The sequence below is a fragment of the Candidatus Midichloria mitochondrii IricVA genome (assembly GCF_000219355.1).
GTDB classification, from domain to species: Bacteria; Pseudomonadota; Alphaproteobacteria; order Rickettsiales; family Midichloriaceae; genus Midichloria; species Midichloria mitochondrii.
This window is the reverse complement of record NC_015722.1, coordinates 200,001-223,577: the sequence shown is the minus strand read 5'-3', so window position 1 is coordinate 223,577 and position 23,577 is coordinate 200,001. Positions and strand designations below refer to the sequence as shown.

The window sequence follows — 23,577 nt, the reverse complement described above, 5'->3', positions numbered from 1 at the left end:
GCCTGTTAACTGATTAATAGCTGCACATATAAGACGTTAACTAATCATAGACGCAGTCTCACAGGATCTGCTTCAGCATCGGCAGCTGAACTAATTATTGGAATGAACGTAAACAATGCAAAACAGAGCATCGAAAGAAATTTAGCTATTAGCTCTTTTGTATCTTGATGGATACTCATTAAAATTCTCCTTAATTTGTTTCAAAATTTCACGTTTTTCAATGCATTAAACAAAAAGAGTACATGAGTATCCACATAAATCAAGATATTAATCTTATCCTGCTGTTTTACAACTATAGTATCTCCTCAAAAAATAATGTTTATATCTCAGAACTGGATTACAAAACAGGCATGGTCATCTCATTTATAATGTTGAGTTCTCCATCAAATATCGAGGATTAAAATTATTATGAGTTCGCTGCCCTATCAAGCTTCAGATGTCTAGATAATATGCTAATCTCCTGTGTTATTGACAGCCAAGAAACCTGATCGCCCTGGAGCATTTACCTGATTATCGTAAATGTTGTCGCTGCCGCCCCTCCCAAAATCATCCGGATCAAAATCTGGATAACGTTTGATAGCCTAGCAATTGTAGGTTAGCACTTACTGTTTTATATAACCCTTGCAAAAAGGTATATTCTAAATTCTTTGCTTCTTCGCCATATTCAGTGTACCCAAGTTGATTACGCAAAGTGTTAAACCAGTTAGCAAGCTTATCAAAAGTATTATCATCTTGAATTGTAGAGATTGGTCCTGCTCCATCTGCATCATCAGTAAGGGCAGAAAATAGTGCATTCACCTAGATATGGTATATCTCCTCTCTAACACTTGTTGCCCTTTTATTTCTTGTGGTGCGGCTTCTCTAATCTTACCAAAGCGCGCCCTTTAATCCCTCTTTCGCCCCCGGCCGCCTCAAAAGCTTGGATAAGGACTGTAGCCGCTTTGGTTTCTTTACCATCCTTTTATCTACATTTTGATCAACCTGTTAACCAATTCTGCTCTATCCTTACTGAAAGTAGCTAACTTAAAGATATCAAAATGCTGTATAAATCTATTAGCAAATTCTGTATATACTCTAGAAACCACTACCGTATCTACTGCACATTTTGATAGATACTCCTGTGCCACAAGCATAATTTCCTTGTTCTTCATATAACTCAGCAATTTTTATGGTAAAAATGGTACATCTATGCTATTTTTTTCATTAACCCCAGTTTGAGATAAGTTTTAAAGAAATTATCTGATATGGTTTTAAAGAAGCTGTGTAACCACTTTCAATGTTCTTCTCAATTTCACGATCAAAGAAACGACACGAACTTATTCTGTAATGTTGTACTGATGCGCGCTCAAGAGTTTTTTTATTCGCTTTCAAGTCTCTATTAATGACCACTGCATACATGGATAAGATAATGCTTACTTCTAAACCATTGCTAGCGCCAATAATCTTACTAACAGTTTTTGCGGGGTTTTCATAAGTGCCGATTAGTAGAATAGCTGGCTTAAACAGGATATGAGAATACTTACTCCTATCTTGATTTTTGGATTTGCTGCCCTTCCCCTTTCAACTGCAATTTTAATCAACTCACCTACTCCATCTTGATCAAGTGTTGCAAATGGATCACCTTTTATAATCCCATATTCTTGATACCTATTTAAAAATTTACCCACATCGTCACGAGAAAAACCAAGGGAGGTTTGGGTAAGATCATTGGTACCAAAACTAAAAAAGTCAACTAATTTTGCAATCTCCGCTGCTTGTAGAGCTGCTCGGGGCAATTCCACCATAACTCCAAATAAATATTTAAGCTGCGGAGCGGTTTTTTGATGCACTTCTTCTATCAAATTTTTTAGAATTTCTACTTCCTTCACGTCGAACACTAGGGGAACCATAATTTCTGTAATAACATTGCCAACTTCTATGGCAGCTTCAAAAATAGCTTGAGCTTGCATAGCATAAATTTCTGGGAAAGTTATAGCTAACCTGCACCCCCTGTGTCCAAGCATAGGGTTAATCTCATGGAGATTTTTTATTCTGATTTCTACTTCAGCAACTGAAAGGCCAATTTGGTGAGCAAAGCTCTCAATATCAGGCCTGGTTACTGGTAAAAATTCATGTAATGGTAGATCCAGAAGCCTTATTGTTACCGGCAAACCATACATCCTTTCAAAAAGAGACTTAAAATCAGCCTTTTGAAAAGGCATTAGTTTACTTAATGCAGCCACCCGTTCTTCCTTAGAGGCGGCAAAGATCATCTCCCTAACCGCCGTAATTCTGATAGGGTCAAAGAACATGTGCTCTGTTCTACAAAGACCGATGCCGTTTGCTCCAAAATCTATAGCAGTTTCTGCATCCTTAGTAGTTTCTGCGTTGGCTCTGATACTCATTCTCCTGGCTACATCAGCTAAATGCATTAATTCTAAAAATTCTGGAAACGTCTTCTGCTTTACTGTAGCCACTTCCCCTCTTATTACATCACCGGTTGCGCCATTAATCGTTATTAACTCTCCCCCTAAGATTCTCTCTTGGCCAACAATCATATGATTATTCTTTTCATCTATTATTATAGAATCAGCCCCGCATATGCAAGGCTTCCCCATGCCACGAGCAATAACTGCAGCGTGCGAGGTCATACCACCTTTTGTGGTTAATATACCTTCTGCTACTGCCATGCCACCTATATCCTCTGGGCTAGTCTCACGTCTCACTAAGATAACTTTTTTTCTTTTAGCTAGTTCTTCTGCTTCTTCTGAAGAAAATACAACAGCTCCAGAAGCTGCACCAGGAGAAGCGGGGAGCCCTTTTGTGAGTACTTCTATCTTTACTGAATCGCCTATAGTATGATGTAGCAATTTTTCTATTTCTAAAGGAGAAATCCTATCCAGAACCTCTTGATGATTAATTTTTCCCTCTTTCATAATATCAATCGCTATCTTAATAGAAGCTTTAGCAGTGCGTTTGCCTTTTCTTGTCTGTAATAGCCACAATTTATTTTTTTCAACTGTAAATTCAATATCTTGCATTTCAGAAAAATGATCTTCTAATCTGAGCACAAGCCCCTTTAATTGGTTAAAGATATCTAGATTAACCTCTTCTAATGATGGCTCATCGCCAGCTAGTTTTCTAGTTACAGGCTGCGGAGTACGAATTCCAGCAACGAGATCTTCTCCTTGAGCGTTAATCAGAAACTCACCAAATAATTCCTTTTCCCCATCAGACGGGTTCCTTGTAAACAAAACTCCTGTTAAACTATCAGCGCCCATATTCCCAAAAACCATCGATTGTACATTAACAGCAGTACCCCAGCTATCTGGTATATTATTGAGTTTCCTATATTTAATAGCCCTTTGGCCGTTCCAGGACTCAAAAACCGCAGATATGGCCATTCTTAGTTGTTCAAAAACATCCTGGGGTAATGCGACACCAGCATGTTGTAAGACGATTTTTTTATAATCATTAATTGTTTTATCCAATGACTTAGTCTCCAACTGCCAGTCATGTTCAATGTTAAGTTGCTGTTTAGTATGATTTAGTACATTCTCAAATAAATAATGCTCAATACCCATCACAACAGTTGCATACATTTCTATAAAGCGGCGGTAGCTATCATAGGCAAATCTTAGGTTATCAGTTGCAGCGCCTAAAATTTCTGTGGTTTCATCATTAAGGCCCAGATTCAAGATTGTATCCATCATACCAGGCATAGAGATTTTAGCTCCAGACCTTATAGATAAAAGTAAAGGTAGAGGTCCGGCTCCAAAAGTTTTACCGGTAACTGACTCCAGGAATCTAATTTTTTCCATAACTTGATCCCAAATTTCTTTGGGTATGATTTTGCCACTTTTATAGTAGGTATCACAGGCATCCGTTACGATTGTAAATCCTGGTGGAACTGGAAACCCCAAATTAGACATAACAGTAAGTCCATATCCCTTGCCTCCTAGAATGGATTTACCAATATCGGTATGATCGTGCCCACAACCAAAACTATAAGTCCAATTTTTCATTAATTTGTATTAATCAGCAAAAGTTTCTACATTATTATCGCCACCTTCAGATGCAGATATCTGAATAGCACTTAACAAGCTGGTAGAATTTCGAATCTTATTTTCTATCTCATCAGCTATTTGAGGATTTTCTTTTAAGAATCTTTTAGCGTTCTCCCGCCCTTGGCCGATTTTTTGCCCAGCATAGGCATACCAAGAGCCTGATTTTTCTATTACATCAGCGTTAACTCCTAAATCAATTATCTCCCCGGCTTTTGAAATACCTTCGCCGTACATTATGTCAAACTCAGCAATTTTAAAGGGAGGAGCTACTTTATTCTTAATAACTTTAGCCCTAGTTTGGCTTCCAATAACATCTTCTTTTTCTTTAATGCTACCAATCCTTCTTATATCGATCCTTACCGAGGCATAGAACTTGAGAGCGTTACCACCTGTTGTGGTCTCTGGACTGCCAAACATTATTCCTATCTTCATACGAATTTGGTTAATGAAAACTAACATACAGTTTGACTTCGCAACACTTGCTGTAAGTTTCCTTAGCGCTTGACTCATTAATCTTGCTTGTAGGCCCATATGACTGTCCCCCATCTCGCCTTCAATTTCTGCCTTTGGAACTAAAGCAGCAACGCTATCTATCACTACTATTCCAAATGCCCCTGACCTTACTAAAACGTCTGCTATTTCAAGCGCTTGTTCTCCATTATCTGGCTGCGAAACAACTAATTTTTGTACATCAACACCTAGCTTGCTAGCATAAACTGCATCTAACGCATGCTCTGCATCAATAAACGCACAAGATTCACCAGCTTTTTGAGCACTTGCAATTGTAGAAAGCGCCAAAGTTGTCTTACCCGAACTTTCTGGACCAAATATCTCTACCACCCTACCCTTTGGAAATCCCCCTATTCCAAGAGCCATATCTAGAGCCAAAGACCCGGTCGAGACTGCGGCTATATCCAGATGGTCGCTTCCCCCCAGTTTCATTATTGAGCCTTTTCCATAAGCTTTCTCAATTTGGCTTAAGGCGGCCTCTAAAGCTTTTTGTTTATCATTAACAACTTGATTCATATTTCCCTATAAACTTCGCAAACCCCAGAGCGATTCTTGCAATAAATTGTAGTTATTTGCAAGATATTTATTTATAATAACGACTAATTTTTCTAACAAAAGATCTTTAGTGTAAACTATCAAGGCTGGAGAAGTTTGTTGTTGCAGTATCAAATCTCAATGTACATATGCCAATTGGACCGTTTCTCTGTTTAGCAATAATCACTTCTGCTGTATTCTTTACTTTATCATAGAGTGCTTGCCATTCAGCGTTCTTCCCAGAATCCGCTGGGGCCCCTCTTTCTAAATAGTACTGTTCCCTATAAATAAACATCACAACGTCAGCATCTTGTTCTATATTTCCACTCTCTCTTAAGTCAGAAAGTAATGGTCTTTTGTTTTCCCTAGTTTCAACTGCCCTTGATAACTGAGATAGAGCAATCACAGGAATATCCAATTCTTTAGCGATAGCCTTTAACCCTTGAGAGATTTCGCCAATTTCCTGCACGCGATTCATATCTCTTGAGAAACCTGAAGACCTAATCAATTGTAGATAATCTATAATAAGAAGCCCCAAGTTTTGCTGCCTTTTCATCCTTCTCGCTCTTGTTCTTATTGCCGAGATGGAAAGGGCTGGCGTGTCATCTATGAAAAAATTCATATCTGAAAGAATAGCGCTCTCCCTAGCAAGCTTTTCAAATTCCTCTTTATTTACTGAACCCGTTCTTATTTTGCTTCCGTCAACACCAGTTTTAATAGAGAGGATACGAGCTGCTATTTGATCTGCTGACATCTCTAAAGAAACAAAGCCAACCGACTTCATGGAGGTATTGAGGAGATCTCTCCTTTTCCTCTCTTCTTCAAAAAACTCTGTCGCATTTATTGCAACATTTATAGCAAGGGAGGTTTTTCCCATAGAGGGCCTAGCAGCAATAATAACTAGATCTGAATTCTGAAAGCCGCTAGTAATTTTATCTAGCTCCACTAACTTACTGGAAACTCCACTAACTGTGCTACCTCTATCTTTAGCTTCCTTAATCTTTTGTATAGTACTTTTTAACGGAGCCCTCAGCTGAACAACTTTACCCTCCCTTTCTCCTACTACGGCTAGGTTAAAAAGCTTTTGCTCTATATCTTCTATTCTATCATTAGTAGAAACCTCTACCTCATCCTTATGTGAGTTCTGTATAGCTTCTTCTGCTATTGATATAATCCGTCTTCTTAGCGCTAATTCGTGTATGTGTCTCGCTAAATTCTCTATATCATAAACCACTTGAGCAGAGGCGGTTATTTTAACTAAGTATTCAAAACCTGCTATTTCAATATCACCCATAAATGCATTAGTATCAACATAGTTTTTTAGAGTGATTGGACTGGCTAAGCTTCCTCTTTCGTTAAATTTGATAATTAATTCAAAGATTTTTTCGTGCATTGGGATAAAAAAGTGTTCTGGCCTTAGAAAATCTATAACCTTTTCCAAATGCCCGTTATTGTTTAGGAGCACCCCCAAGACAGACTGTTCTGCCTCAATATTACTTGGTAAAGGTTTTACTTGTTTATCTTGCTGCATTTTTTGTAGTTTTTTATAACCCTTACTAAATGCTCGACACTCTCAACTGGGGTCTCAGGCAAAACTCCATGACCCAAATTAAAAATAAACGGACGATCAGAAAAGGTGTCTAATATTTTCATAGTCTCTTCTTCTATATCACTTTTACCAGAAAACAACAATGCATTGTCTAAATTTCCCTGAGGAATTATATCTTGACTTAAATTCTCTCTTACCCAAGACATTTTCATGGTTTGATCTATAGCTACGCAATTGATTTCTGTCATCTTTGCATACTCAAAGGTCATAAAACCTGCACCCTTTGCAAAGCCTATGATTGGAATTTCTCCAACCTCCGACTTGATCGCCTGTACTATTTTTCTAGTAGGCTCAATAACAAATTTTTCAAATAAATCTGGAGTTAAAGTTCCTGCCCAAGAATCAAAAATCTTTATTATTTGGGCTCCTGACTTAACTTGGTTGATCAAATGTCTTGCGGTTTCTTCAGTAAGTATCGAAATAATATCTTTAAAATCCTGTTTATTAGAGTAATAAAACTTTCTAACATTAGTAAAATCCCTGCTTCTCTTCCCTTCTACCATATAACAAGCAACGGTCCAAGGAGCTCCAGCAAACCCCATTAACGCTTTATTAGGAAACTCTTTTTGCATTTTTTCTCGAGTTATTTTCAATGCGGAATTAACTTTTCCTAGAATGCGAGAATCTGTTCTCAAGCCTTTTATCCCTTGAATTCGCTCTAGCTGAGGCCCTTCCTTATCATGAAACTCCACATTTATTCCAAGTGCATATGGCAAAACTAGTATATCTGAAAATATTATTGCCGCATCTAAATTGAATCTCTTTAAAGGTTGAATAGTTGCTTCGGATACAGCTTCAGGATTTAGACAAAATTCCATAAATGAAGGAAGAGTTGCACGGAGTTTTCTATACTCTGGAAGATAACGTCCAGCTTGTCTCATTATCCATACAGGAACTTCTTTCGTTTTTGTTCCTCTCATTGTTTCAATGATGATACTCATAAATAAAAATACATAAGATTAATTTATATTTTCTTGATGTTTATGAAGGTGTTTATATGTTAATTACTAGCTATTTACAATAAACAAACATGTTTTTAACAAAATAAAATACAACTAAAAGTCTTTATTTTTTTGAATTTGTGGGATATTTCTAACATTGTTTAAGATAATCAAAAGTTTTTGTCTAACAAGTACAAACTACGTCAGTAACTCTTAAATATTTTTGTATAGAAAAGATTTTTTCATTTTTAGTTAAAAACTATGAATTTTTTCACCATATTTAATGTTAAAAATTATTCTGGTAAAAAGGGCAGTGCGACTCTGTGTTGCTTTTTTTTTAATATTTTTTTTAACAATTCAGAAGTTAGAAGCTGGAACTACCTATAGAGAAATAGAAACTTACTTTGAGTATGAAGAATTAGAACAGTATCTGTCCATAGCTCAAAGAATTGAAATAGAAAAATTATCTAGAAGGATGGTGGACGATAAAAAGATTTTTGTTACTATACAAAGTTTTTTTATTGTGAAGAAAATTATGATAAAAACTTAATAGAAAGTGAGGCCTTAAGAAGGGCCGAAGAGATAAAGGAAATTTTTACCAAAAATGGCATAACAGATGACCGAATAAATATAGAAATAATTACGGATAACCAAAGAAAAAAGAACAAGGTATTTATAATAAGAGAAAGAGGCATACATTCATGAAATTACTGAATAATATTATAAAGTTTTTTGTAAAATCTAACTTCTTATTAAGTTTTCTTTTTTTTCTGGCTGCTATCTTGATAATTACAAATCTTTTTTTGGTTTTTAAATATTTCCCAGAAGATTATTTACAAGGGAATTTAGTGAAAATAATGTATACACATGTCCCATTTGCTTGGGTTTCTATGTTATTATATAGCGCAATAGCTATCTCTTCTATTATTTTTTTAATAAAAGAAGCGGCCTTATTTGATATTCTAGCAAAATCTAGCGCATATGTGCTACTTGGAGCAATTGGGGTAACACTGCTAACAGGATCAATATGGGGAAAACCAGCATGGGGCACATGGTGGGTCTGGGATGCTAGATTGACTTCGATATTAATACTCTTTTTTATAACCCTATCATACATTTTGGTGAGAAGTACTTTCTATAATGAAGAATTAGGTGCAAGAATAGCTGCAATAACTGCTATAGTAGGATTTCTCAATGTTCCAATAATAAAATTTTCTGTCGATTTTTGGGGAACCCTCCATCAAAAAAGCACATTTTTCAGGGCAGGGGGGCCGTCCATCCACCCATTGATGATGTACCCGAATATTATAATGTTTTTCGGAGTATTGATTTTAGTTAGTGTTACTATTATATCAAGGATTAAATTAGAGATAATCGTAAAGAGACTGAATAGAATTGAGTTATAGAAAGAGATTTCTGCTTTTTTTTATGGTCCTGCTTTTGTTATAAGAAGGTGTAAGGGTTTGCTTGGCCCAAACCCTCCAGGGGCAAGTAAAGAAGAATACTTTGAACTTATTTATGATAATCCGAACGATTCTAAACGTGCAGTTTTATTACCGGACGATGAGAGCATAGCTTTTCAAGAGGGAAAAAAAGCAGATTTAAAAGTGCGGCACTGTTCTTCAAGCGAAAAGAAGCGGTAGGAGAGAATGTTTTGGCAAAAAAGCACATCTCTAGGCTTCAGCTCAATAATTAATCTTTATAAAAAAGATAATAAATATTGTCTGCTTGTTTCTCAATTTCTCCTGGTATATTTTGTATTAGCCCAATTGTCGATAACTCATTTAATGGTTCTGAAGCTAGTATCACAAGGTTTCATAATTTTAACTTTGGGGCGACCTTTAGAGTAAAGCCAAAAGAAAAACTACAATTTTTAATTACTTCAGTGTTTAGCACGGGTTTTTTTTAACTCTTTGACTCCTGCGGTTTATCACATATTTGGATTATTTTAACCTCAGTTCGACGTAAGGAGCAGGCTTACAGGCCTGCTCCTTACGTCGAACTTTAATACCGAAGGTTTAAGAACTCGCAGAGACAATAATGAAAGGCAGAAGGTCCTTAAAGGAAATTTAAAAGATTTCTTTGCCACCAAGAAGAAAATTTCAATGTTAAAGATTAATTTAAGAGCAGAACTCGAAGTCCTAAATAAGACTTTTTTATCGCTAGAAGTGGGAACCGAGCTGTTAAAAGAGCAATTTGAGGACAAATATTTCGCTTTAAACTTTAGAAGGGTAATTTAAAATTGGCTGGGGTGGATGGATTCGAACCACCGAATGACGGTACCAAAAACCGCTGCCTTACCACTTGGCGACACCCCAATTGAATTACATGGAAACTGTATATATAACAAAAATGATTTTTGCAATAGGTATGGATATTTTGAGAAAAAGAATATTTTGAAAGGTAGCAATCTTCGATATGAGATATTCTGAATCAGAAAAAATTAAATATATAAATGATTTATATGGGTATGAGAGCGGCCCCTTAAGGGCTATTAGAGAATCGGCGCCAAAAGATAAAGCTCATATTCAGGTTAGCCCTTTTGAGGGGGCCATCTTAAAGTTTTTTACCCAATTCATACAAGCTAAGTTAATCCTAGAGATAGGAACGTTTGTTGGATATTCTGCTGCCTATATGGTGGAGGGACTTGCTAAAGGAGGTAAGATCTTATCTGTTGAAAAAAATATTCAATTCTTCAATATTGCTCAGGAAAATGCCATAAAGCATAACTTAAGAGAGAAAATTGAGCTGTTTAATACAGATGCGCTTACTTTTTTGCGTACAAGAAAGGGCTCAGAGCAAGCCGATATTATTTTTATTGATGGAAATAAATCAGAATATTATGAGTACTTGAGTGAATCTGTGGATATCTTAAGGGCAGGGGGGCTGGTGATTGCTGATAATACCTTACTTTTCGATAGCGTGTATAAGGAGCGGCCTCAGGATAAACAGGGGAGTTTAATGTGGGAAAGTATGCAAAAGTTCAATAGAAAGGTTGCAGATAGTCAGTTATTTCAAACAATAATGTTGCCTACTGATTCGGGATTAACAGTTGCTATTAAAAAGTAACTTATTGATGACTTTGAATATTTTTTATCCTCATTATGTCATAATAGTTTTTGTGGAGGAGAGTCATGAAAAAACAAGAAATTTCTTATGAAAATCTTTCGGTGCTTTTGTCAACAGCATATTCTTTACAACTCAATACCCAAAAGTTTCACTGGAGCTTAATTGTGGAGCAAATTTTCCGAATCTGCTATACAAAGATTTAGCTGAGTCTATAGATCAAAAAGGCAGAAAGGATTAGGAGGACGGTGGGTTATGACGCTCCTGCTAGCTTTGCAGAATTCCAAAAATTAACTAAAATCAGAGATTCTATTAATTTAGGTAAAAATAGTAGCTTAGCTATTACCGAACTACTAAAAAATCGGTTACTATTTACTTGACGTGATTAAGGATGCTATTAAAGTAGTAAAAGAAACGGATGGGGAGGGCACACTAGGATTTTTGACGGACTTATTGCAACTTCAAGAAAAGAATTGCTGGTTGATACAAAGCCAGTTAGAACAATGGAATTTCAGGAAGTTGCTCCTTTTCTGATTAGAGGTGGTCCTTTTGGTCTACAAGTGCTGAAAGTATCATGGAGAGGCTGAAAATGTATGCTTCTAATAATGTAAGTTGCCTCTATTTTTCAAGGATGGGTTGGTGGTGCTTATGGCCCGCTGGCAGGCTTAAATCTTGGTGGGAGGTTCCGATATGTTGTGCCTGCGAGGTTTTAGAGGCCAATGAAAATCCACATCGCTTTAGGTGTTTATAAGATTTTTTACTCTATGAAAAAAGTTAGTTAAAATAATAGAAGCGGCGACTGCATCATCAATACTATCCTTTTTTTTCCTACTTAGACCTGTATTCTGAAGTAAATCTGCGGCTGAACATGAAGAAAAGCTCTCATCTTGAAAGTATATTTTCGCTCTGGATAGAGAGAGCTGTTCTGCAAATTTTATTATATATTGGGCTGAAGTTTCCAATTCGCTATCCCGCAATGGTATTCCGATTACGATGTTTTCTGCTCTAATTTTTTTGCATATATCCATTATAACATTAACATTCTTTTCTCTACCCTGGTTTCGTATAACCTTATATGGGATAGAGATAGCTAAATTAAAGCAACCAGTGGCAATACCAATCTTTTTCTTACCCACATCTAAACAGAGAAATTTTATATTTGGATTAGCTTTTAGTCCTTTTAATGAATCTTCTATAGGGGTTTCAATCTGTTGAAACTTCATTTCTTTAAAATATTATAAGCTTTGATAATTTTACCTAATTATAGTATCATTCGCTACTACATTTTTGATTCTTGATTTTTATATGAATAACTTTTACGACGTGGTAGTTGTAGGAGGCGGTCATGCTGGTTGTGAGGCTGCTGCTGCTGCAACTAGATTGGGTGCAAGCGTTTGCCTAGTTACTCAAAAGCTATCGACTATAGGCGAGATGTCGTGCAATCCTTCTATTGGTGGAGCTGCTAAGGGCATCATTGTAAAGGAAATTGATGCTATGGGCGGAGTTATGGGGCTTGCTATCGATCAAGCAGGGATTCATTATAAAATCCTTAATAAAAGTAAAGGACCGGCAGTTTGGGGTCCGAGAGCTCAGGCAGATAGAGCTTTATATAAAAAGGCCGTGCAAGAAATAATGCACTCTTATAATAATCTTCATATCTTGGAGAATGAAGTAGAAGATTTATTAGTAAAAGATAATAAAATTCAAACTGTTATTGTTAGAGGTGCGCAAATTAATACTAATGCTGTAGTCCTTACCACTGGCACTTTTTTAGGGGGAGTTATTCATATAGGAGATAAGAATTTTTCAGCAGGGAGATACGGTGATGAGGCATCAATTAAGCTATCTAAGGCTATTAAAAATACAGGATTAAACGTAAAGCGTTTGAAAACGGGAACACCTGCAAGAATTTATAAAGACTCAATTAATTTTTCCGCTTTAGAATACCAAAGGGGCGATGACCCTCCGGTACCATTTTCGGCCTTGATAGAACAGGTAAGAGTTCCACAAATAGATTGCTATATCACCTATACTAACGAAAAAACTCATCAAATAATTAAAGATAATATTCACAAGTCTGCGATGTATTCTGGGCAGATTAGTTCTATAGGGCCTAGATACTGTCCTTCCATAGAAGATAAAATAGTAAGATTTGCAAGCAAAGAACGGCATCAAGTATTTCTTGAGCCAGAAGGGCTAGACGATCCTTTAGTCTATCCTAATGGCATTTCCACATCTTTACCCGAGGATGTGCAAGAGCAAATGATTAAATCTATTCCAGGTCTTGAGAAGGTCAAAATAGCTAGATTTGGTTATGCTATAGAATATGATTACATAGATCCGCGGGAATTAAAAGAAACTCTTGAAACAAGGAAAATTAAAGGATTATTTTTAGCCGGCCAGATTAACGGCACCACCGGCTATGAAGAAGCAGCTGGTCAGGGACTTATTGCGGGCGTGAATGCTGTAATATCTAAGAATCATAAAGGATTTGTATTGAATCGAGCCGAGTCTTATATCGGAGTTATGATCAATGATTTAACCGGCTTTGGTACATCCGAGCCTTATAGAATGATGACTTCAAGGGCGGAATTTCGTATAATGTTAAGGCCAGATAATGCTGATGATAGGCTTACGGAGAAAGCCAATAATATGGGGCTAATCGGCGCTGACAGACTACTAAAATATAATCAGCAAAAAGAGCGTATTGAAGGGCTAAAGCAACTGTTAGGAGGAATCATAGTTACACCTGAACAGGCAATTAGATATGGAGTTAAAGTTTCTTTTGATGGAGTAAAAAGGAGTCTGTTAGATTTAATGCCTTTTCCTGATTTTAAACAGGAGACTTTATTACAAAATTTACCTGCGCTAAAGCAAGATGCTAGGCTGCTACATAAGATTTATGCTGCGCAACTGTATAGTTCTTATGAAGAAAGGCAAAGAGCCGATATGGAAATGTTAAAATTAGAGATGGATATCAAAATTCCGGATAATATAGCTTATGATAGAATAGGGGGGCTTTCCAATGAGATCAAATCTAAATTATTTGCTGTTAAACCAAAAACTATTGCAGAAGCAAAGAAAATCCAAGGTATGACGCCAACTGCGTTAATAGCACTGCAGCTTTATATAAAAAGATATCATGGCTGAGGATGTTTTCGAGATTATAAATGGAAATGTTTCACGTGAAACGTTTTCTGTTTTACAGGAATTTGTGAAAGTTTTGCTGCGCTGGAATAAAAGAATTAATTTAGTATCTAAAAGATTGAATGAAATTGAATTATGGAAAGAGCATGTTTTGGATTCGATATTAATATCTCTTTATATTAAAGACAGAGATAGATTATTAATGGATATAGGAAGCGGTGCTGGGTTTCCTGGAATTGTTTTGTCCATTATTGGACATACTAATGCTGTGTTGGTTGAGATAAATTCTAAAAAGGCTGCTTTTTTAAACATCGCAATCGCGGAATTAGGGCTTAAAGCAAAAGTAGAGAATAGTGACATAAAGCTATTGAAAGGTTATAATCCATTTTATATCACTTCAAGAGCGGTAGCACCAATCTCTCAGATTATAAAAATGACACAAGGATGCACTATCCCTGAAACAGAATTTATATTTCATGTAGGCGAAAAAGATTTAATACACGAAAGAAAAGTATTAGGAGAGAGTTTTGAGTTGCAAGAATGGCAAAATCCATATAAGGATAGATGCAAGATTGTATCCATAAAAAAATTAAAAACTGTGCCATTTAAGTCAAAAATTATTGGGATCGCCAACCAAAAAGGGGGAGTGGGAAAAACCACTACTGCTATAAATCTTGCTACTGCTTTTTCTGTAATAGGAAAAGAGGTGCTGCTATTAGATTTAGATCCTCAAGGTAATGCGAGCACTGGAGTCGGTATATCGCCAGAGAGTAGAAAGAATAATATCTATAATTTGATGAGGGAAGAAATTAATATAAATCACACTGTAGTGCCTACAGAAATTCCAAGTTTTGATATAATCCCTTCGACTATTGATTTAGTTGCGGTGGAGGTAGAACTAATTAATAAATTTGGTAAGGAATTTATTTTAAAAAGGAAAATAAAAGAATTAAAAAAGAATTATGATCTAATTTTTATAGATTGCGGCCCTTCTTTAGGTCTATTAACTATCAACGCCTTAGCGTCGGCGGATTCGGTTCTAATCCCGTTGCAATCAGAATTTTTTGCCTTAGAGGGATTAGCGCATTTGTTGAATACTATAGCGCTAATTAAGCAGTCTTTGAACCCGTCTATTGTAATAGAGGGTATGCTCTTGACTATGAGTGATAGAAGAAATAGATTATCACAACAAGTTGAGAGCGAATTAAGAGAGAAATTCGGTGATTTAGTATATGAGTCAGTAATCCCACGAAACGTCAAGCTTTCTGAAGCGCCTTCGCACGGTAAGCCCGCGGTTATATATGATACTAAATGTATGGGTTCGATATCTTATATTATGTTAGCTCAAGAAATAATGAAAATACATAAAATGGTTTAATATTATGAATAATGATAAAAAAGCACTTGGTAAGGGGTTATCGGCACTAATATCTGACGCTACAATTTCTTTGATAAGAAATAACCAGGTGGCACAGGATTTAAGTAGTAGCGTTATGCTGCAAAGTGATAAGATCATAGAATTGCCGGTTAATAATATTGAGGCAAACTCCGAGCAACCACGGAAAGCAATTAATAATAAAGAATTGGAAGAGCTTGCTGAGTCGGTATCTAAACATGGAATTTTGCAACCTATTTTAGTAAGAAGAGGCCCTGGCGATAAATTTCAGATTATTGCTGGAGAGAGAAGGTGGAGAGCTGCCAAATTGGCTAATTTTGTTACAATCCCAGCGATTATAAAGGATAACGATGAAAAGACGCTTTTTGAAATATCAATCATTGAGAATATTCAAAGGGAGGACTTAAAGCCTCTTGAAGAGGCAGAAGCCTATAGTAGGTTGATAGAAAATTTTGGTTACACACAAGAAGGTCTCTCTTCAAGGCTTGGAAAAAGTAGAGTACATGTAACAAATATGTTGCGGCTTTTAAAGCTACCCCAGGAGATTAAAAAGATGATAGAGGAGGAAAAAATTTCTGCAGGGCATGCAAGAGCGATTATAAACAGTGAAGAGCCTTTAATACTTGCCGAACAAGTTGTAAAAAAGCAGCTGAGCGTCCGGAAAACAGAAGAGCTTGCAAGGGCTAAGAAAAGTAAGGCACAAGCTCAGTATGATCCAACCTATTCTTCAATAGGTCAGAACCTAGAAAATGTTATCAATTTACAAACCATGGATATGGATTTGCAACAAATAGAGGACAGTATAAGCTCTAAGTTGGAGATGAAGGCAAAAGTTGTAATAGATGGAGATAATAGTTATATTGTCATCAAACCTAATAACGTCGCAGATATAGAAGAATTTCTTAATTTATTAAATAAGGACTAGCCTCTACCACGTGACTTAGAGCCATTTTCTTCTTCTAACTTTTTCACAAAAGACGAGCTTTGCTTAATATTGGTCTTCATTTCATTTAAGGTTGGGGCGTTTTCTACTGGGATTTCTCCACTTTTGATCATATAGCACTGACCATACCTTTATAGACCTTATGATAAACGTCAGGGTTTTTTAAACGTGGATTTGCTTCTAATTTCTCTTTCCAAGCATCTGCCACGACCTCAATAGCTGATTTAGGTTTTGTGGGTTCTACTGTCGTTTTTTCAGGCGCAAGTTTATCAGCAGCTTTTTCAGTTGATTTTTTTAGATCGGGATTTTCACTGAGATAAGAATTTACGCTTTCAAATGAGGGGTAATCTGGCATATCCTGATCTCTTGCTCCCTCTTTTAAGGCGATTCCCTTCCTTTCTTCACGAGATCATCATACGTGCGTTTTTGTTGTTCTAAGTCACTTTGCAACTCAGGGTGTTTTTCTAAAAATTCCTTACATCTTATTTGCGGCGGCTTTACCATACCTCCTCCTGGGTTCAGGGCCGCTTCAGCGTCAAATAAACCAAACAAGGAAGCCCGGGCAGGCCCCTACTCCTTTAATAAACCCTTTCTTGAAGACGAGAAAAGAAGCTTTTCCCTTGATAAGTCTCGCTACCAAGACTAAATGCCACTTTAACTGCGGTCAGAGGAGGAGTAACAATAAGGTTGCCAGCGGTATACTTACTTGGGGGAGGCACCCATATTCCATATCGAAGAAGCAAAATTTGGTAACGAAGCTACCAAAGGCAGTAGTGCTTAGCTGTAGAAATTCAGCAATTTGTTGGGGGCCCATAACTGAAAAGTTATATCGAGGGCTGCGCTTAATGCTTGAGGCACGGTAACCCCAAGAGCTTTCCTGTGTTCTTCAAGGGGTCAGCTCTTTAGAATTTTCTAATAGCTCTTAATGTATTTATTATAAGCGTTTTTGCTTTCAATAGTTGAGTAAAATATTGCTTTTCCTATATTAGGAAGCAGAGATGAAACTGCACCAGAGGCTGCCATTTGCGCCATAGGGTTGGGTAAAAAAGCGCTTTTGCTACTTGCTAGTCCTGCGAGATTATGCTAGTTGGTACAAAAACGCGAGGACCGGGCTCCTAACTCGTTTAAAGCTTGAGTTGAGGTGTTTATACTACAGGAGAGTTGCATAGTCAATTAAATTTACTCCTGCTTCTTTCATAAGGTTTGCGCTTCCTGCTGTTAACTTTGCTGAGACATTTTTTTGTTCTACCAAGTTTTTGATTAAAGGAATATTGGTAGACATATTAATTAAGGCTTGAGCATCGGTAGTATTCAAGGGCAGGGCAGTTTTTAAAAAATCTTGGGATTACACATCCAGAAAGTGCAGAGCCTTTGACCAAATCAGCTTGTGGTCCACAAAACATAAGTGGGTTAGCAGAAGCTTGTTGAGGCATCATAACTAATTGCTTTCCTACTTCGCTCATAGAGTTTAAGCTTAGCCACTTGCCAGCAAAGGATTTCTCTAAGTCTGTGGCCGTGAAAATCTTTTGCGGATCAAATATTTCTTTTACCAGTGAATTTAATAAACCTTGTTGTCCTAAGCTTATATTATCCTCTATTTTAAGGAATAATACTTCTTTAGAATTAGCTTTAACCTAGTCTGCGATTTGAGGAAGTGCATCCTTCATCTTTACTCCCGAGGGAGACCCCCATAACCTGCTCCGAGAGAATTCGATAGCATGAGCTCACCTTGATCAAAGTAAACATTTAGCCCTAAGCCAGTGATGCCTGTTTTTAATAAGTTGCCTATATTATTTGCTTGGGCCGGGCTACTAAAGGCATTCTCTGCAAAAACTAGTTTTGTATCTAGTTGTAGTGCATAGTTTTATCAGTCATACCTAATTTAGAGGTGGCTGTAGAAAGAGCGTCCGCTAATTTATTTGTTGAGGAGTTCTTCATAACATATTTATTCTCCAATAAGTAATATTTATAATGGCTGAGATCAGCTTAAGGTTGTGTTGCCTCCTATTACATCAAATACAATTGCTTGGTTCAATTGAACTAATATAAAACTTCAGAAGAAGGCTAAAATTGGGCTTTAACTTTTTATTAAATTACATTATTAAACAACGTTAAACGAACTCCAGATAAGGAGATTAACCGCCTTCTTTAAGATTACTAATAGTATTAAGTGAGGCTAGTTTTAATCAGGATTGGGAATTTATGAAATTTACCTTAAAGTGGCTTAGGCGTTATTTAAATACAAGTGCTTCATTATCCGAGGTTATTAGTAAACTTAATCAGGTCGGCTTAGAAGTTGAAGAAGTAGTTGGTAATAATGAGCTATATAACAAGTTTCTGGTAGCAAAAGTTCTAGAAGCAGACCCTCATCCGAATTCTGATAAGCTTAAAATCTGTAAAGTAGACAATGGACAAGAAGTTTTACAAATAGTATGTGGTGCTCCTAATGCAAGAGCTGGAATCACCGTGGTTTTAGCTCCGATTGGGACTATTATGCCAGTCGATGGTATGAGTATAAAAAAATCTGCTATAAGAGGAGTTGAAAGCCATGGAATGTTATGTTCTGCTCGAGAGCTTAATATCGGAGAAGATCATGATGGGATAATCGAACTTACTAAGGGAGAAGCCGGTGAGTCATTTGCAAAGTTATGTGGATTAGATGGTACTATTATAGAAATCTCTCTAACTCCAAATCGAGGTGATTGCGCAAGTGTGATTGGGATAGCCCGTGATCTCGCTGTGACTGGCATAGGTCAATTCGTAGGTGAGGCCCCAATTAGGAAGCTTGAGCCCAGCTTGCAAAAAAGCCCTATAGAAATAAGTATTATAGCTAAGGATATTTGTCATGAATTTTGTTACGTTTATGGGGAAAATATTGATAATTCCTCTATAAAAAATGAGGAAAGATTTACTATATTAAAAAATACCGGCTATGAATTAAAGAGCCCACTGGTAGATATTTCAAATTTTATGATGTTTGATTTAGGAAGGCCAACTCATATTTATGATGCGGACCGAATTAAAGGACAAGTGTTAGTGAGAAGATCCATAGAGGGGGAAAATTTTAGAGCCATCGGTGGGGACGAATATGTTCTTCCTGAAGGTTTATTAGTTATTGCAGATCAAGAAAAGATTTTAAGCATTGCAGGGGTAATGGGCGGAGAGGAAAGCAAGGTTACTCAAAATACCAAAAATATACTAATAGAGATAGCAGACTTCGATTCTGAGACCGTAATGAAATCGGGTCGCGCCATTAATCTCAATACCGACGCGAGATTTAGATTTGAAAGAAAGGTAGATTTTGCTAATACTGAATATTTTGCTAATGCAATTACTGAGTTTATTGGAGGTCATTGCGGGGGCAATTTTTCACCAATCACCACTTTACGAGGAGACGGGAAGAGAGAAGCAGTAGTCATAGAATTTGATCCATCTTCGGTGGCTAGAATCTCTGGGTTAGACATCCCAGAGAGGGATAGCATTAGTATACTGAAAGCTCTGGGGTTTAGCATAAAGGGGACGAGCGTAGAGGTGCCTTCCTGGAGAGTGGGTGATATTAAAGGTTCTGCAGATCTAGTTGAGGAGGTTTTAAGAATTTATGGTTTGGCAAATATTCCTGAAAGAAATTTGCCGTATAGCTTTAATTCTCTAAATGAATCTGATGAGATAATGCAAAGAGTCTTCAATAGATTAATCAATAGAAAGTTAACAGAAGTAATCAGCTGGTCGTTTGTTGGAGAAGCTATTGCTAAGAGTTTCGCTTTCGAAGAGAGTATATTAAAAATTGCTAATCCAATAACTCCAGAGATGGCAGTTATGAGGCCTAGTATGCTATGTTCATTTATTCCTGTAATCAGTAAAAATATAGCAAGAAAAGTTGAAAATTTTAATATTTTCGAAAGTGGTTGGGCTTATGGTAGGGGCTATAACAATTTTCAAACTCGAGTAATTGCAGGTATAAGAAGTGGGTATATTACAGAGAAAGGGCTCCATTATGAGGCAAGACTTGCGGATTTTTTTGATGTTAAAGATGATGTTATGGCAGTTTTATCGGAGTTCAGTATAGATGCAAATAGGTATACTATTACTAGGGAAGCCCCCAAATATTATCATCCGACATGTAGCTGTTGTTTGAAGTTAGGTAAAAGTATTATAGCATTCTTTGGAGAATTAGACCCCAAAGTGGGTATGGATCTTAAAATTGAACAGAAAAATCTGGTAGCATTTGAAATATTCTTAGAAAATATACCGCAAGTTAGTAATAACTTTAGCAAGCCTAAAAAGGAGCTGTTTGATTATCATGTTATAAATCGTGATTTTGCTTTTATAGTAAAAAAAGAAATTTTGGGAGGTGAGCTGCTAAGAGCGATTAGCTCCTTGAAAATAGAGGTGGTTGATCGGGTCAAAATCTTTGATATTTATGAAGGAAAAGGAATTGAGCCTGGATTTAAATCAGTTGCTATAGCTTTAAAGATTCAGCCAAAATTAGCTATGATGATGGATAAAGAAATAGATTCTATATCGGAAAAGATAATAATGAAGCTTAAAAGTGAATTCGATGCCGAGTTAAGATTGAAATAATTACAATTTTTTGTGTATTAATGCTTTCAAAAAGTCTAGATTTTAAAGTGAACTTGTACTATAAGTTGTTTCTCGGTAAATTAATTGTTGACATAATATGGCAGTACCTAAAAAGAAAATTTCTAAGCAGAAAAGAGACTCCCGTAGAGCTCATGATGCTCTTAGAAGAATAGATATAGCTTTTGATTTTAAAACAGGAGAAGCAAAGCTTTCTCACCACATGTCGTTGAAAGATGGATTTTATAAAGGAAGACAAGTTATAATTCCAACAGAGGCCAGAGAACCGTCTGAAGAAAGTCAGTCTGCTTAGGTTTTTATCTGCGTTTTAAGATCTTACAATGCAGAGAATAGTGATTAGTCTTGATGCAATGGGGGGGATCGATGCTCCTACTTCCGTTGTTGGAGCAGCGTTTAATGTAGCCAAATTAAATCCAAGAATTCATTTTTTAATCTTTGGTTCGGAAGATAAGGTTGTTCCTATTTTACAAGCCCTTTCTTTCCCAGAAGAGCGATATGATTTCGTCGCAACCAAAGATGTCATACAAGATCATGACAAGCCGTTGCATGCTTTTAAAAACGGCAAAGAATCCAGCATGCGTAAAGCGATTGATGCAGTAAGAGAAGGTTTAGCAAATGCTTGCTTATCTTGCGGTAATACTGGTGCCCTAATGGTTACTGCTAAAATGGTATTAGGCACGCTTCCAGGAGTTAAAAGACCTGCAATTGCTGGGGCTTTTCCTACGTATGAGAATAAACTTATAATGCTTGATATGGGGGCTAATAACGAATGCTCTGAATCAGTGATCTTTCAATTTGCTTTAATGGGGCGGTGCCTAGCTAAAGTAGTGTTGCAAATTGACAATCCTTCTATAGCAATTCTAAATGTTGGTGAAGAGGAAACCAAAGGAAGAGAACTTGAACAAAAAAGTTATGAGTTATTAAAAAGTTCTGGTTTAAATTTTATTGGATATATTGAGGGACATGACATAGTAAAGGGTAAGGCCGACGTCGTGGTAACAGATGGCTTTTCAGGTAATTTAGTATTAAAGGCCTCAGAGGGTGCTATTAACATGTTTATGACCCTTCTTAAAGAAATTAGTAAAAATTCCGGTTTAATAGCTCTAGTAGGCGCATTTTTATTAAAAAGAGCCTTCAAAAAGAAACTAACCAGAATTGACCCAAATGTAAATAACGGGGCAATGTTTATTGGACTAGATGGGATTGTGATCAAAAGTCATGGTTCCGCTACCACTTTTGGGGTTACCAATGCTATAAGCCTAGCTTATGAGCTAGCTAATCGCGATATAAATGCTCAGATTACAAAAGAGATCAAGGATCTAGAGGAGAGAGGCATCGGACTCAATTTTGTTGAGAAGATTAAGCAAACATCGGCAAAAATTTTAGGTATTTCTACATGAAAGTGAAAATAGTAGGAATCGGACATTCTCTCCCTAGCAATTTAGTTACTAATGATGAGCTGAGCAATAAATTAGATACTAATGATGAATGGATTAAAACTAGAACAGGCATAAAGCAAAGGCTGCTTGCGCCTGCTGGGGTTTTTACTTCTGATTTAGCTACTGAAGCCTTAAAAAACGCTATGCTCGATGCAAATGTGAACCCGAGTGATTTGGATGGGATAATATTAGCTACTACTACTCCGGATCTTTTGATGCCTGCAACTGCAGCTAAAGTACAGCAGAAGATTGGAATGAATAGAGGATTTGCTTTTGATATCCAGGCAGCTTGTACGGGGTTTTTATATGCATTAAACATTGGCTACTCAATGATAACTGCCAAGCAAGCTAAAAAAATAGCTATCATTGGGGCGGAAACAATGTCTAGGATCGTAGATTGGAGTGATCGCAGGACTTGCGTGTTGTTCGGAGACGGGGCAGGAGCTGTTATTTTAACTGAAACTGATCCTGAAGACGTGAGTCAAATTATGGCTATAGATATTCATTCTGATGGAAATACTTTGGATATACTAAAGGTAGGGGGCGGAGTTTCGATCGGTTCCCTTGATGCAAAACTAGAGATGAATGGTCAGGAAGTTTATAAGTTTGCTATTGAGAGTATGTATAATTCTCTAAGCAACCTTTTAGAGAAATCAAATTTATCGGTAAGAGAAGTAGACTGGATTGTTGCTCACCAGGCTAATTGTAGGATAATTTTTTCTTTGGCGGCTAAGCTTGGTATACCGATGGAAAAAGTTGCGGTTACGGTTGATATCCATGCTAATACTTCAGCTGCCTCTATTCCGCTTGCATTATCAGTATACAAAGAGTGCGGGGAAATAAAAAAAGGTAACCTCATTGCTCTAACCGCAGTTGGAGCTGGAATGACTTGGGGGAGTGCGCTACTAAGATTGTAGGTTAGTTTCGTATAGCTTATATAACTCTTGAAAATCTGCTAATACTTTATTATGTTTATTGGGGGTGTTTAATTTTTTAGATTTTGCGATATGACGATCAAGCATAGGATATTTGTGGGTGCTGATAGTTTTAAAGAAATGGTTACCGCAAGTGATATTTATTTAGATAAAGTTTAAAACCCGCTTGCGGCTTTTTGTTTTTCATGTTTTTCTTAAGCCGTGTGATGAGCTCAATACCTTGATTGCTCAGTGTTTTTTGCTTATATACCACCGATCTCCGAATAGAAGGCCTGTCAAATATTGAGTCAGTTTTTCGACAACGGCTCGATCATCTGTATTACCCGAAGTCAGTGTGAATGACATAATCTCTCCTTGATCATTGAGGCCAAAGAACCATCCGGGTCGACGTTTTCCCACGCTGAGCGGTGCC

At 36.8% G+C, this 23,577-nt stretch carries 24 protein-coding genes, 1 tRNA gene and 1 pseudogene (1 of these 26 cut by a window edge); 12 read left to right on the top strand and 14 right to left on the bottom strand.

Annotated elements, in window-relative coordinates; genetic code table 11:
- Nucleotides 1–44 precede the first annotated feature (44 nt).
- From MIDI_RS09645 to hemE, 7 genes are all read right to left on the bottom strand, one after another.
- Entirely contained in the window at nucleotides 45–179 is a 135-nt protein-coding gene (locus MIDI_RS09645; protein WP_272940975.1) for a hypothetical protein, read from the bottom strand.
- Nucleotides 180–555: 376 nt separating this feature from the next.
- Complete coding sequence (locus MIDI_RS01240) at nucleotides 556–798, bottom strand: hypothetical protein (RefSeq protein WP_041185340.1); 243 nt, start codon at nucleotides 796–798, stop codon at nucleotides 556–558.
- Nucleotides 799–965: 167 nt separating this feature from the next.
- The gene (locus MIDI_RS01235; protein WP_013950783.1) at nucleotides 966–1,151 is read right to left on the bottom strand and encodes a hypothetical protein; all 186 of its coding nucleotides are present in this window, start codon (nucleotides 1,149–1,151) and stop codon (nucleotides 966–968) included.
- A 330-nt stretch (nucleotides 1,152–1,481) separates the two neighbouring features.
- The gene (ppdK, locus tag MIDI_RS01230; protein WP_013950782.1) at nucleotides 1,482–4,004 is read right to left on the bottom strand and encodes a pyruvate, phosphate dikinase; all 2,523 of its coding nucleotides are present in this window, start codon (nucleotides 4,002–4,004) and stop codon (nucleotides 1,482–1,484) included.
- 9 nt (nucleotides 4,005–4,013) lie between these two features.
- The gene (recA, locus tag MIDI_RS01225) at nucleotides 4,014–5,072 is read right to left on the bottom strand and encodes a recombinase RecA (protein ID WP_013950781.1); all 1,059 of its coding nucleotides are present in this window, start codon (nucleotides 5,070–5,072) and stop codon (nucleotides 4,014–4,016) included.
- A gap of 106 nt (nucleotides 5,073–5,178) precedes the next feature.
- A complete protein-coding gene (locus tag MIDI_RS01220; protein ID WP_013950780.1) occupies nucleotides 5,179–6,621 on the bottom strand; it encodes a replicative DNA helicase in 1,443 nt (480 codons plus the stop codon).
- Nucleotides 6,600–7,640 (bottom strand): uroporphyrinogen decarboxylase, encoded by a 1,041-nt coding sequence (hemE, locus tag MIDI_RS01215; RefSeq protein ID WP_013950779.1) that lies wholly within the window; start codon nucleotides 7,638–7,640, stop codon nucleotides 6,600–6,602. Before hemE ends, MIDI_RS01220 begins: the two co-directional genes overlap by 22 nt.
- 313 nt (nucleotides 7,641–7,953) lie before the next feature.
- Here hemE and MIDI_RS01210 point away from each other — a divergent pair, with 313 nt between their 5' ends.
- The 3 genes from MIDI_RS01210 to MIDI_RS09640 all read left to right on the top strand — a co-directional run bounded on the left by MIDI_RS01210 (nucleotide 7,954) and on the right by MIDI_RS09640 (nucleotide 9,880).
- Nucleotides 7,954–8,190 (top strand): hypothetical protein, encoded by a 237-nt coding sequence (locus MIDI_RS01210; RefSeq protein ID WP_148234086.1) that lies wholly within the window; start codon nucleotides 7,954–7,956, stop codon nucleotides 8,188–8,190.
- Nucleotides 8,191–8,341: 151 nt separating this feature from the next.
- A complete protein-coding gene (gene ccmC / locus MIDI_RS01205; RefSeq protein ID WP_013950777.1) occupies nucleotides 8,342–9,046 on the top strand; it encodes a heme ABC transporter permease CcmC in 705 nt (234 codons plus the stop codon).
- Nucleotides 9,047–9,745: 699 nt separating this feature from the next.
- A complete protein-coding gene (locus tag MIDI_RS09640; RefSeq protein WP_013950776.1) occupies nucleotides 9,746–9,880 on the top strand; it encodes a hypothetical protein in 135 nt (44 codons plus the stop codon).
- Between the two features lie 3 nt (nucleotides 9,881–9,883).
- Here the strand turns inward: MIDI_RS09640 and MIDI_RS01195 are convergent.
- Nucleotides 9,884–9,958: transfer RNA gene (locus tag MIDI_RS01195), tRNA-Gln, on the bottom strand.
- Between the two features lie 100 nt (nucleotides 9,959–10,058).
- Between MIDI_RS01195 and MIDI_RS01190 the strand changes: the two genes are divergently transcribed.
- Nucleotides 10,059–10,709 carry an O-methyltransferase gene (locus MIDI_RS01190; RefSeq protein WP_013950775.1) on the top strand — a complete coding sequence of 217 codons (651 nt, stop codon included), beginning with the start codon at nucleotides 10,059–10,061 and terminating at the stop codon, nucleotides 10,707–10,709.
- Between the two features lie 734 nt (nucleotides 10,710–11,443).
- Here the strand turns inward: MIDI_RS01190 and ruvX are convergent.
- A complete protein-coding gene (gene ruvX / locus MIDI_RS01185; RefSeq protein ID WP_013950773.1) occupies nucleotides 11,444–11,929 on the bottom strand; it encodes a Holliday junction resolvase RuvX in 486 nt (161 codons plus the stop codon).
- A gap of 82 nt (nucleotides 11,930–12,011) precedes the next feature.
- Between ruvX and mnmG the strand changes: the two genes are divergently transcribed.
- The 4 genes and pseudogenes from mnmG to MIDI_RS01170 all read left to right on the top strand — a co-directional run bounded on the left by mnmG (nucleotide 12,012) and on the right by MIDI_RS01170 (nucleotide 16,174).
- The gene (gene mnmG, locus MIDI_RS01180) at nucleotides 12,012–13,856 is read left to right on the top strand and encodes a tRNA uridine-5-carboxymethylaminomethyl(34) synthesis enzyme MnmG (protein WP_013950772.1); all 1,845 of its coding nucleotides are present in this window, start codon (nucleotides 12,012–12,014) and stop codon (nucleotides 13,854–13,856) included.
- A pseudogene (gene rsmG, locus MIDI_RS09210) lies at nucleotides 13,849–14,367 on the top strand (16S rRNA (guanine(527)-N(7))-methyltransferase RsmG); the annotation flags it as partial. The gene mnmG and the pseudogene rsmG, both read left to right, overlap by 8 nt.
- An 84-nt stretch (nucleotides 14,368–14,451) precedes the next feature.
- The gene (locus MIDI_RS01175) at nucleotides 14,452–15,231 is read left to right on the top strand and encodes a ParA family protein (protein WP_041185618.1); all 780 of its coding nucleotides are present in this window, start codon (nucleotides 14,452–14,454) and stop codon (nucleotides 15,229–15,231) included.
- Nucleotides 15,232–15,235: 4 nt separating this feature from the next.
- The gene (locus MIDI_RS01170) at nucleotides 15,236–16,174 is read left to right on the top strand and encodes a ParB/RepB/Spo0J family partition protein (protein WP_013950770.1); all 939 of its coding nucleotides are present in this window, start codon (nucleotides 15,236–15,238) and stop codon (nucleotides 16,172–16,174) included.
- On the opposite strand, the gene MIDI_RS09635 is transcribed toward MIDI_RS01170, so the two are convergent.
- The 3 genes from MIDI_RS09635 to MIDI_RS08365 are packed head-to-tail and all read right to left on the bottom strand — an operon-like array spanning nucleotide 16,171 to nucleotide 16,744.
- Complete coding sequence (locus tag MIDI_RS09635; protein ID WP_272940974.1) at nucleotides 16,171–16,305, bottom strand: hypothetical protein; 135 nt, start codon at nucleotides 16,303–16,305, stop codon at nucleotides 16,171–16,173. The two genes, MIDI_RS01170 and MIDI_RS09635, sit on opposite strands and share 4 nt — an antisense overlap.
- Nucleotides 16,302–16,547, bottom strand: coding sequence for a hypothetical protein (locus MIDI_RS01165; protein WP_013950769.1), 246 nt, complete (start codon nucleotides 16,545–16,547; stop codon nucleotides 16,302–16,304). Before MIDI_RS01165 ends, MIDI_RS09635 begins: the two co-directional genes overlap by 4 nt.
- Before the next feature lie 23 nt (nucleotides 16,548–16,570).
- Nucleotides 16,571–16,744, bottom strand: coding sequence for a hypothetical protein (locus tag MIDI_RS08365; RefSeq protein ID WP_160162180.1), 174 nt, complete (start codon nucleotides 16,742–16,744; stop codon nucleotides 16,571–16,573).
- Nucleotides 16,745–18,394: 1,650 nt separating this feature from the next.
- On the opposite strand from MIDI_RS08365, the gene pheT reads away from it, so the two are divergent.
- The 4 genes from pheT to MIDI_RS01140 all read left to right on the top strand — a co-directional run bounded on the left by pheT (nucleotide 18,395) and on the right by MIDI_RS01140 (nucleotide 23,147).
- Nucleotides 18,395–20,773: a phenylalanine--tRNA ligase subunit beta gene (gene pheT, locus MIDI_RS01155; RefSeq protein WP_013950767.1), complete on the top strand. Its 2,379-nt coding sequence runs from the start codon at nucleotides 18,395–18,397 to the stop codon at nucleotides 20,771–20,773.
- Between the two features lie 97 nt (nucleotides 20,774–20,870).
- Entirely contained in the window at nucleotides 20,871–21,083 is a 213-nt protein-coding gene (rpmF, locus tag MIDI_RS01150) for a 50S ribosomal protein L32 (protein ID WP_013950766.1), read from the top strand.
- Nucleotides 21,084–21,123: 40 nt separating this feature from the next.
- Nucleotides 21,124–22,191, top strand: coding sequence for a phosphate acyltransferase PlsX (plsX, locus tag MIDI_RS01145; protein WP_160162179.1), 1,068 nt, complete (start codon nucleotides 21,124–21,126; stop codon nucleotides 22,189–22,191).
- Nucleotides 22,188–23,147 (top strand): beta-ketoacyl-ACP synthase III, encoded by a 960-nt coding sequence (locus MIDI_RS01140; protein ID WP_013950764.1) that lies wholly within the window; start codon nucleotides 22,188–22,190, stop codon nucleotides 23,145–23,147. Before plsX ends, MIDI_RS01140 begins: the two co-directional genes overlap by 4 nt.
- 246 nt (nucleotides 23,148–23,393) lie before the next feature.
- On the opposite strand, the gene MIDI_RS10100 is transcribed toward MIDI_RS01140, so the two are convergent.
- Nucleotides 23,394–23,564: a transposase gene (locus tag MIDI_RS10100; protein WP_410517908.1), complete on the bottom strand. Its 171-nt coding sequence runs from the start codon at nucleotides 23,562–23,564 to the stop codon at nucleotides 23,394–23,396.
- Nucleotides 23,524–23,577, bottom strand: partial view of a transposase gene (locus MIDI_RS10095; RefSeq protein WP_410517907.1) — the 3' portion only. 51 nt of this gene lie beyond the right edge of the window; the window shows 54 of its 105 coding nt (coding positions 52–105); its start codon lies off the right edge, out of view; it ends in the stop codon at nucleotides 23,524–23,526. The genes MIDI_RS10100 and MIDI_RS10095 overlap by 41 nt, the downstream gene beginning before the upstream one ends.

What these genes read in the sequence shown, in the direction of transcription:
- MIDI_RS09645 (WP_272940975.1), bottom strand. Translation starts at nt 179, where the DNA reads ATGAGTATCCATCAAGATACAAAAGAGCTAATAGCTAAATTTCTTTCG.
- ruvX (WP_013950773.1), bottom strand. Translation starts at nt 11,929, where the DNA reads ATGAAGTTTCAACAGATTGAAACCCCTATAGAAGATTCATTAAAAGGA.
- hemE (WP_013950779.1), bottom strand. Translation starts at nt 7,640, where the DNA reads ATGAGTATCATCATTGAAACAATGAGAGGAACAAAAACGAAAGAAGTT.
- pheT (WP_013950767.1), top strand. Translation starts at nt 18,395, where the DNA reads ATGAAATTTACCTTAAAGTGGCTTAGGCGTTATTTAAATACAAGTGCT.
- rpmF (WP_013950766.1), top strand. Translation starts at nt 20,871, where the DNA reads ATGGCAGTACCTAAAAAGAAAATTTCTAAGCAGAAAAGAGACTCCCGT.
- MIDI_RS09640 (WP_013950776.1), top strand. Translation starts at nt 9,746, where the DNA reads ATGTTAAAGATTAATTTAAGAGCAGAACTCGAAGTCCTAAATAAGACT.
- mnmG (WP_013950772.1), top strand. Translation starts at nt 12,012, where the DNA reads ATGAATAACTTTTACGACGTGGTAGTTGTAGGAGGCGGTCATGCTGGT.
- MIDI_RS01140 (WP_013950764.1), top strand. Translation starts at nt 22,188, where the DNA reads ATGAAAGTGAAAATAGTAGGAATCGGACATTCTCTCCCTAGCAATTTA.
- ppdK (WP_013950782.1), bottom strand. Translation starts at nt 4,004, where the DNA reads ATGAAAAATTGGACTTATAGTTTTGGTTGTGGGCACGATCATACCGAT.
- ccmC (WP_013950777.1), top strand. Translation starts at nt 8,342, where the DNA reads ATGAAATTACTGAATAATATTATAAAGTTTTTTGTAAAATCTAACTTC.
- MIDI_RS01220 (WP_013950780.1), bottom strand. Translation starts at nt 6,621, where the DNA reads ATGCAGCAAGATAAACAAGTAAAACCTTTACCAAGTAATATTGAGGCA.
- MIDI_RS09635 (WP_272940974.1), bottom strand. Translation starts at nt 16,305, where the DNA reads ATGATCAAAAGTGGAGAAATCCCAGTAGAAAACGCCCCAACCTTAAAT.
- recA (WP_013950781.1), bottom strand. Translation starts at nt 5,072, where the DNA reads ATGAATCAAGTTGTTAATGATAAACAAAAAGCTTTAGAGGCCGCCTTA.
- MIDI_RS01170 (WP_013950770.1), top strand. Translation starts at nt 15,236, where the DNA reads ATGAATAATGATAAAAAAGCACTTGGTAAGGGGTTATCGGCACTAATA.
- MIDI_RS01190 (WP_013950775.1), top strand. Translation starts at nt 10,059, where the DNA reads ATGAGATATTCTGAATCAGAAAAAATTAAATATATAAATGATTTATAT.
- MIDI_RS01235 (WP_013950783.1), bottom strand. Translation starts at nt 1,151, where the DNA reads ATGAAGAACAAGGAAATTATGCTTGTGGCACAGGAGTATCTATCAAAA.
- MIDI_RS01165 (WP_013950769.1), bottom strand. Translation starts at nt 16,547, where the DNA reads ATGCCAGATTACCCCTCATTTGAAAGCGTAAATTCTTATCTCAGTGAA.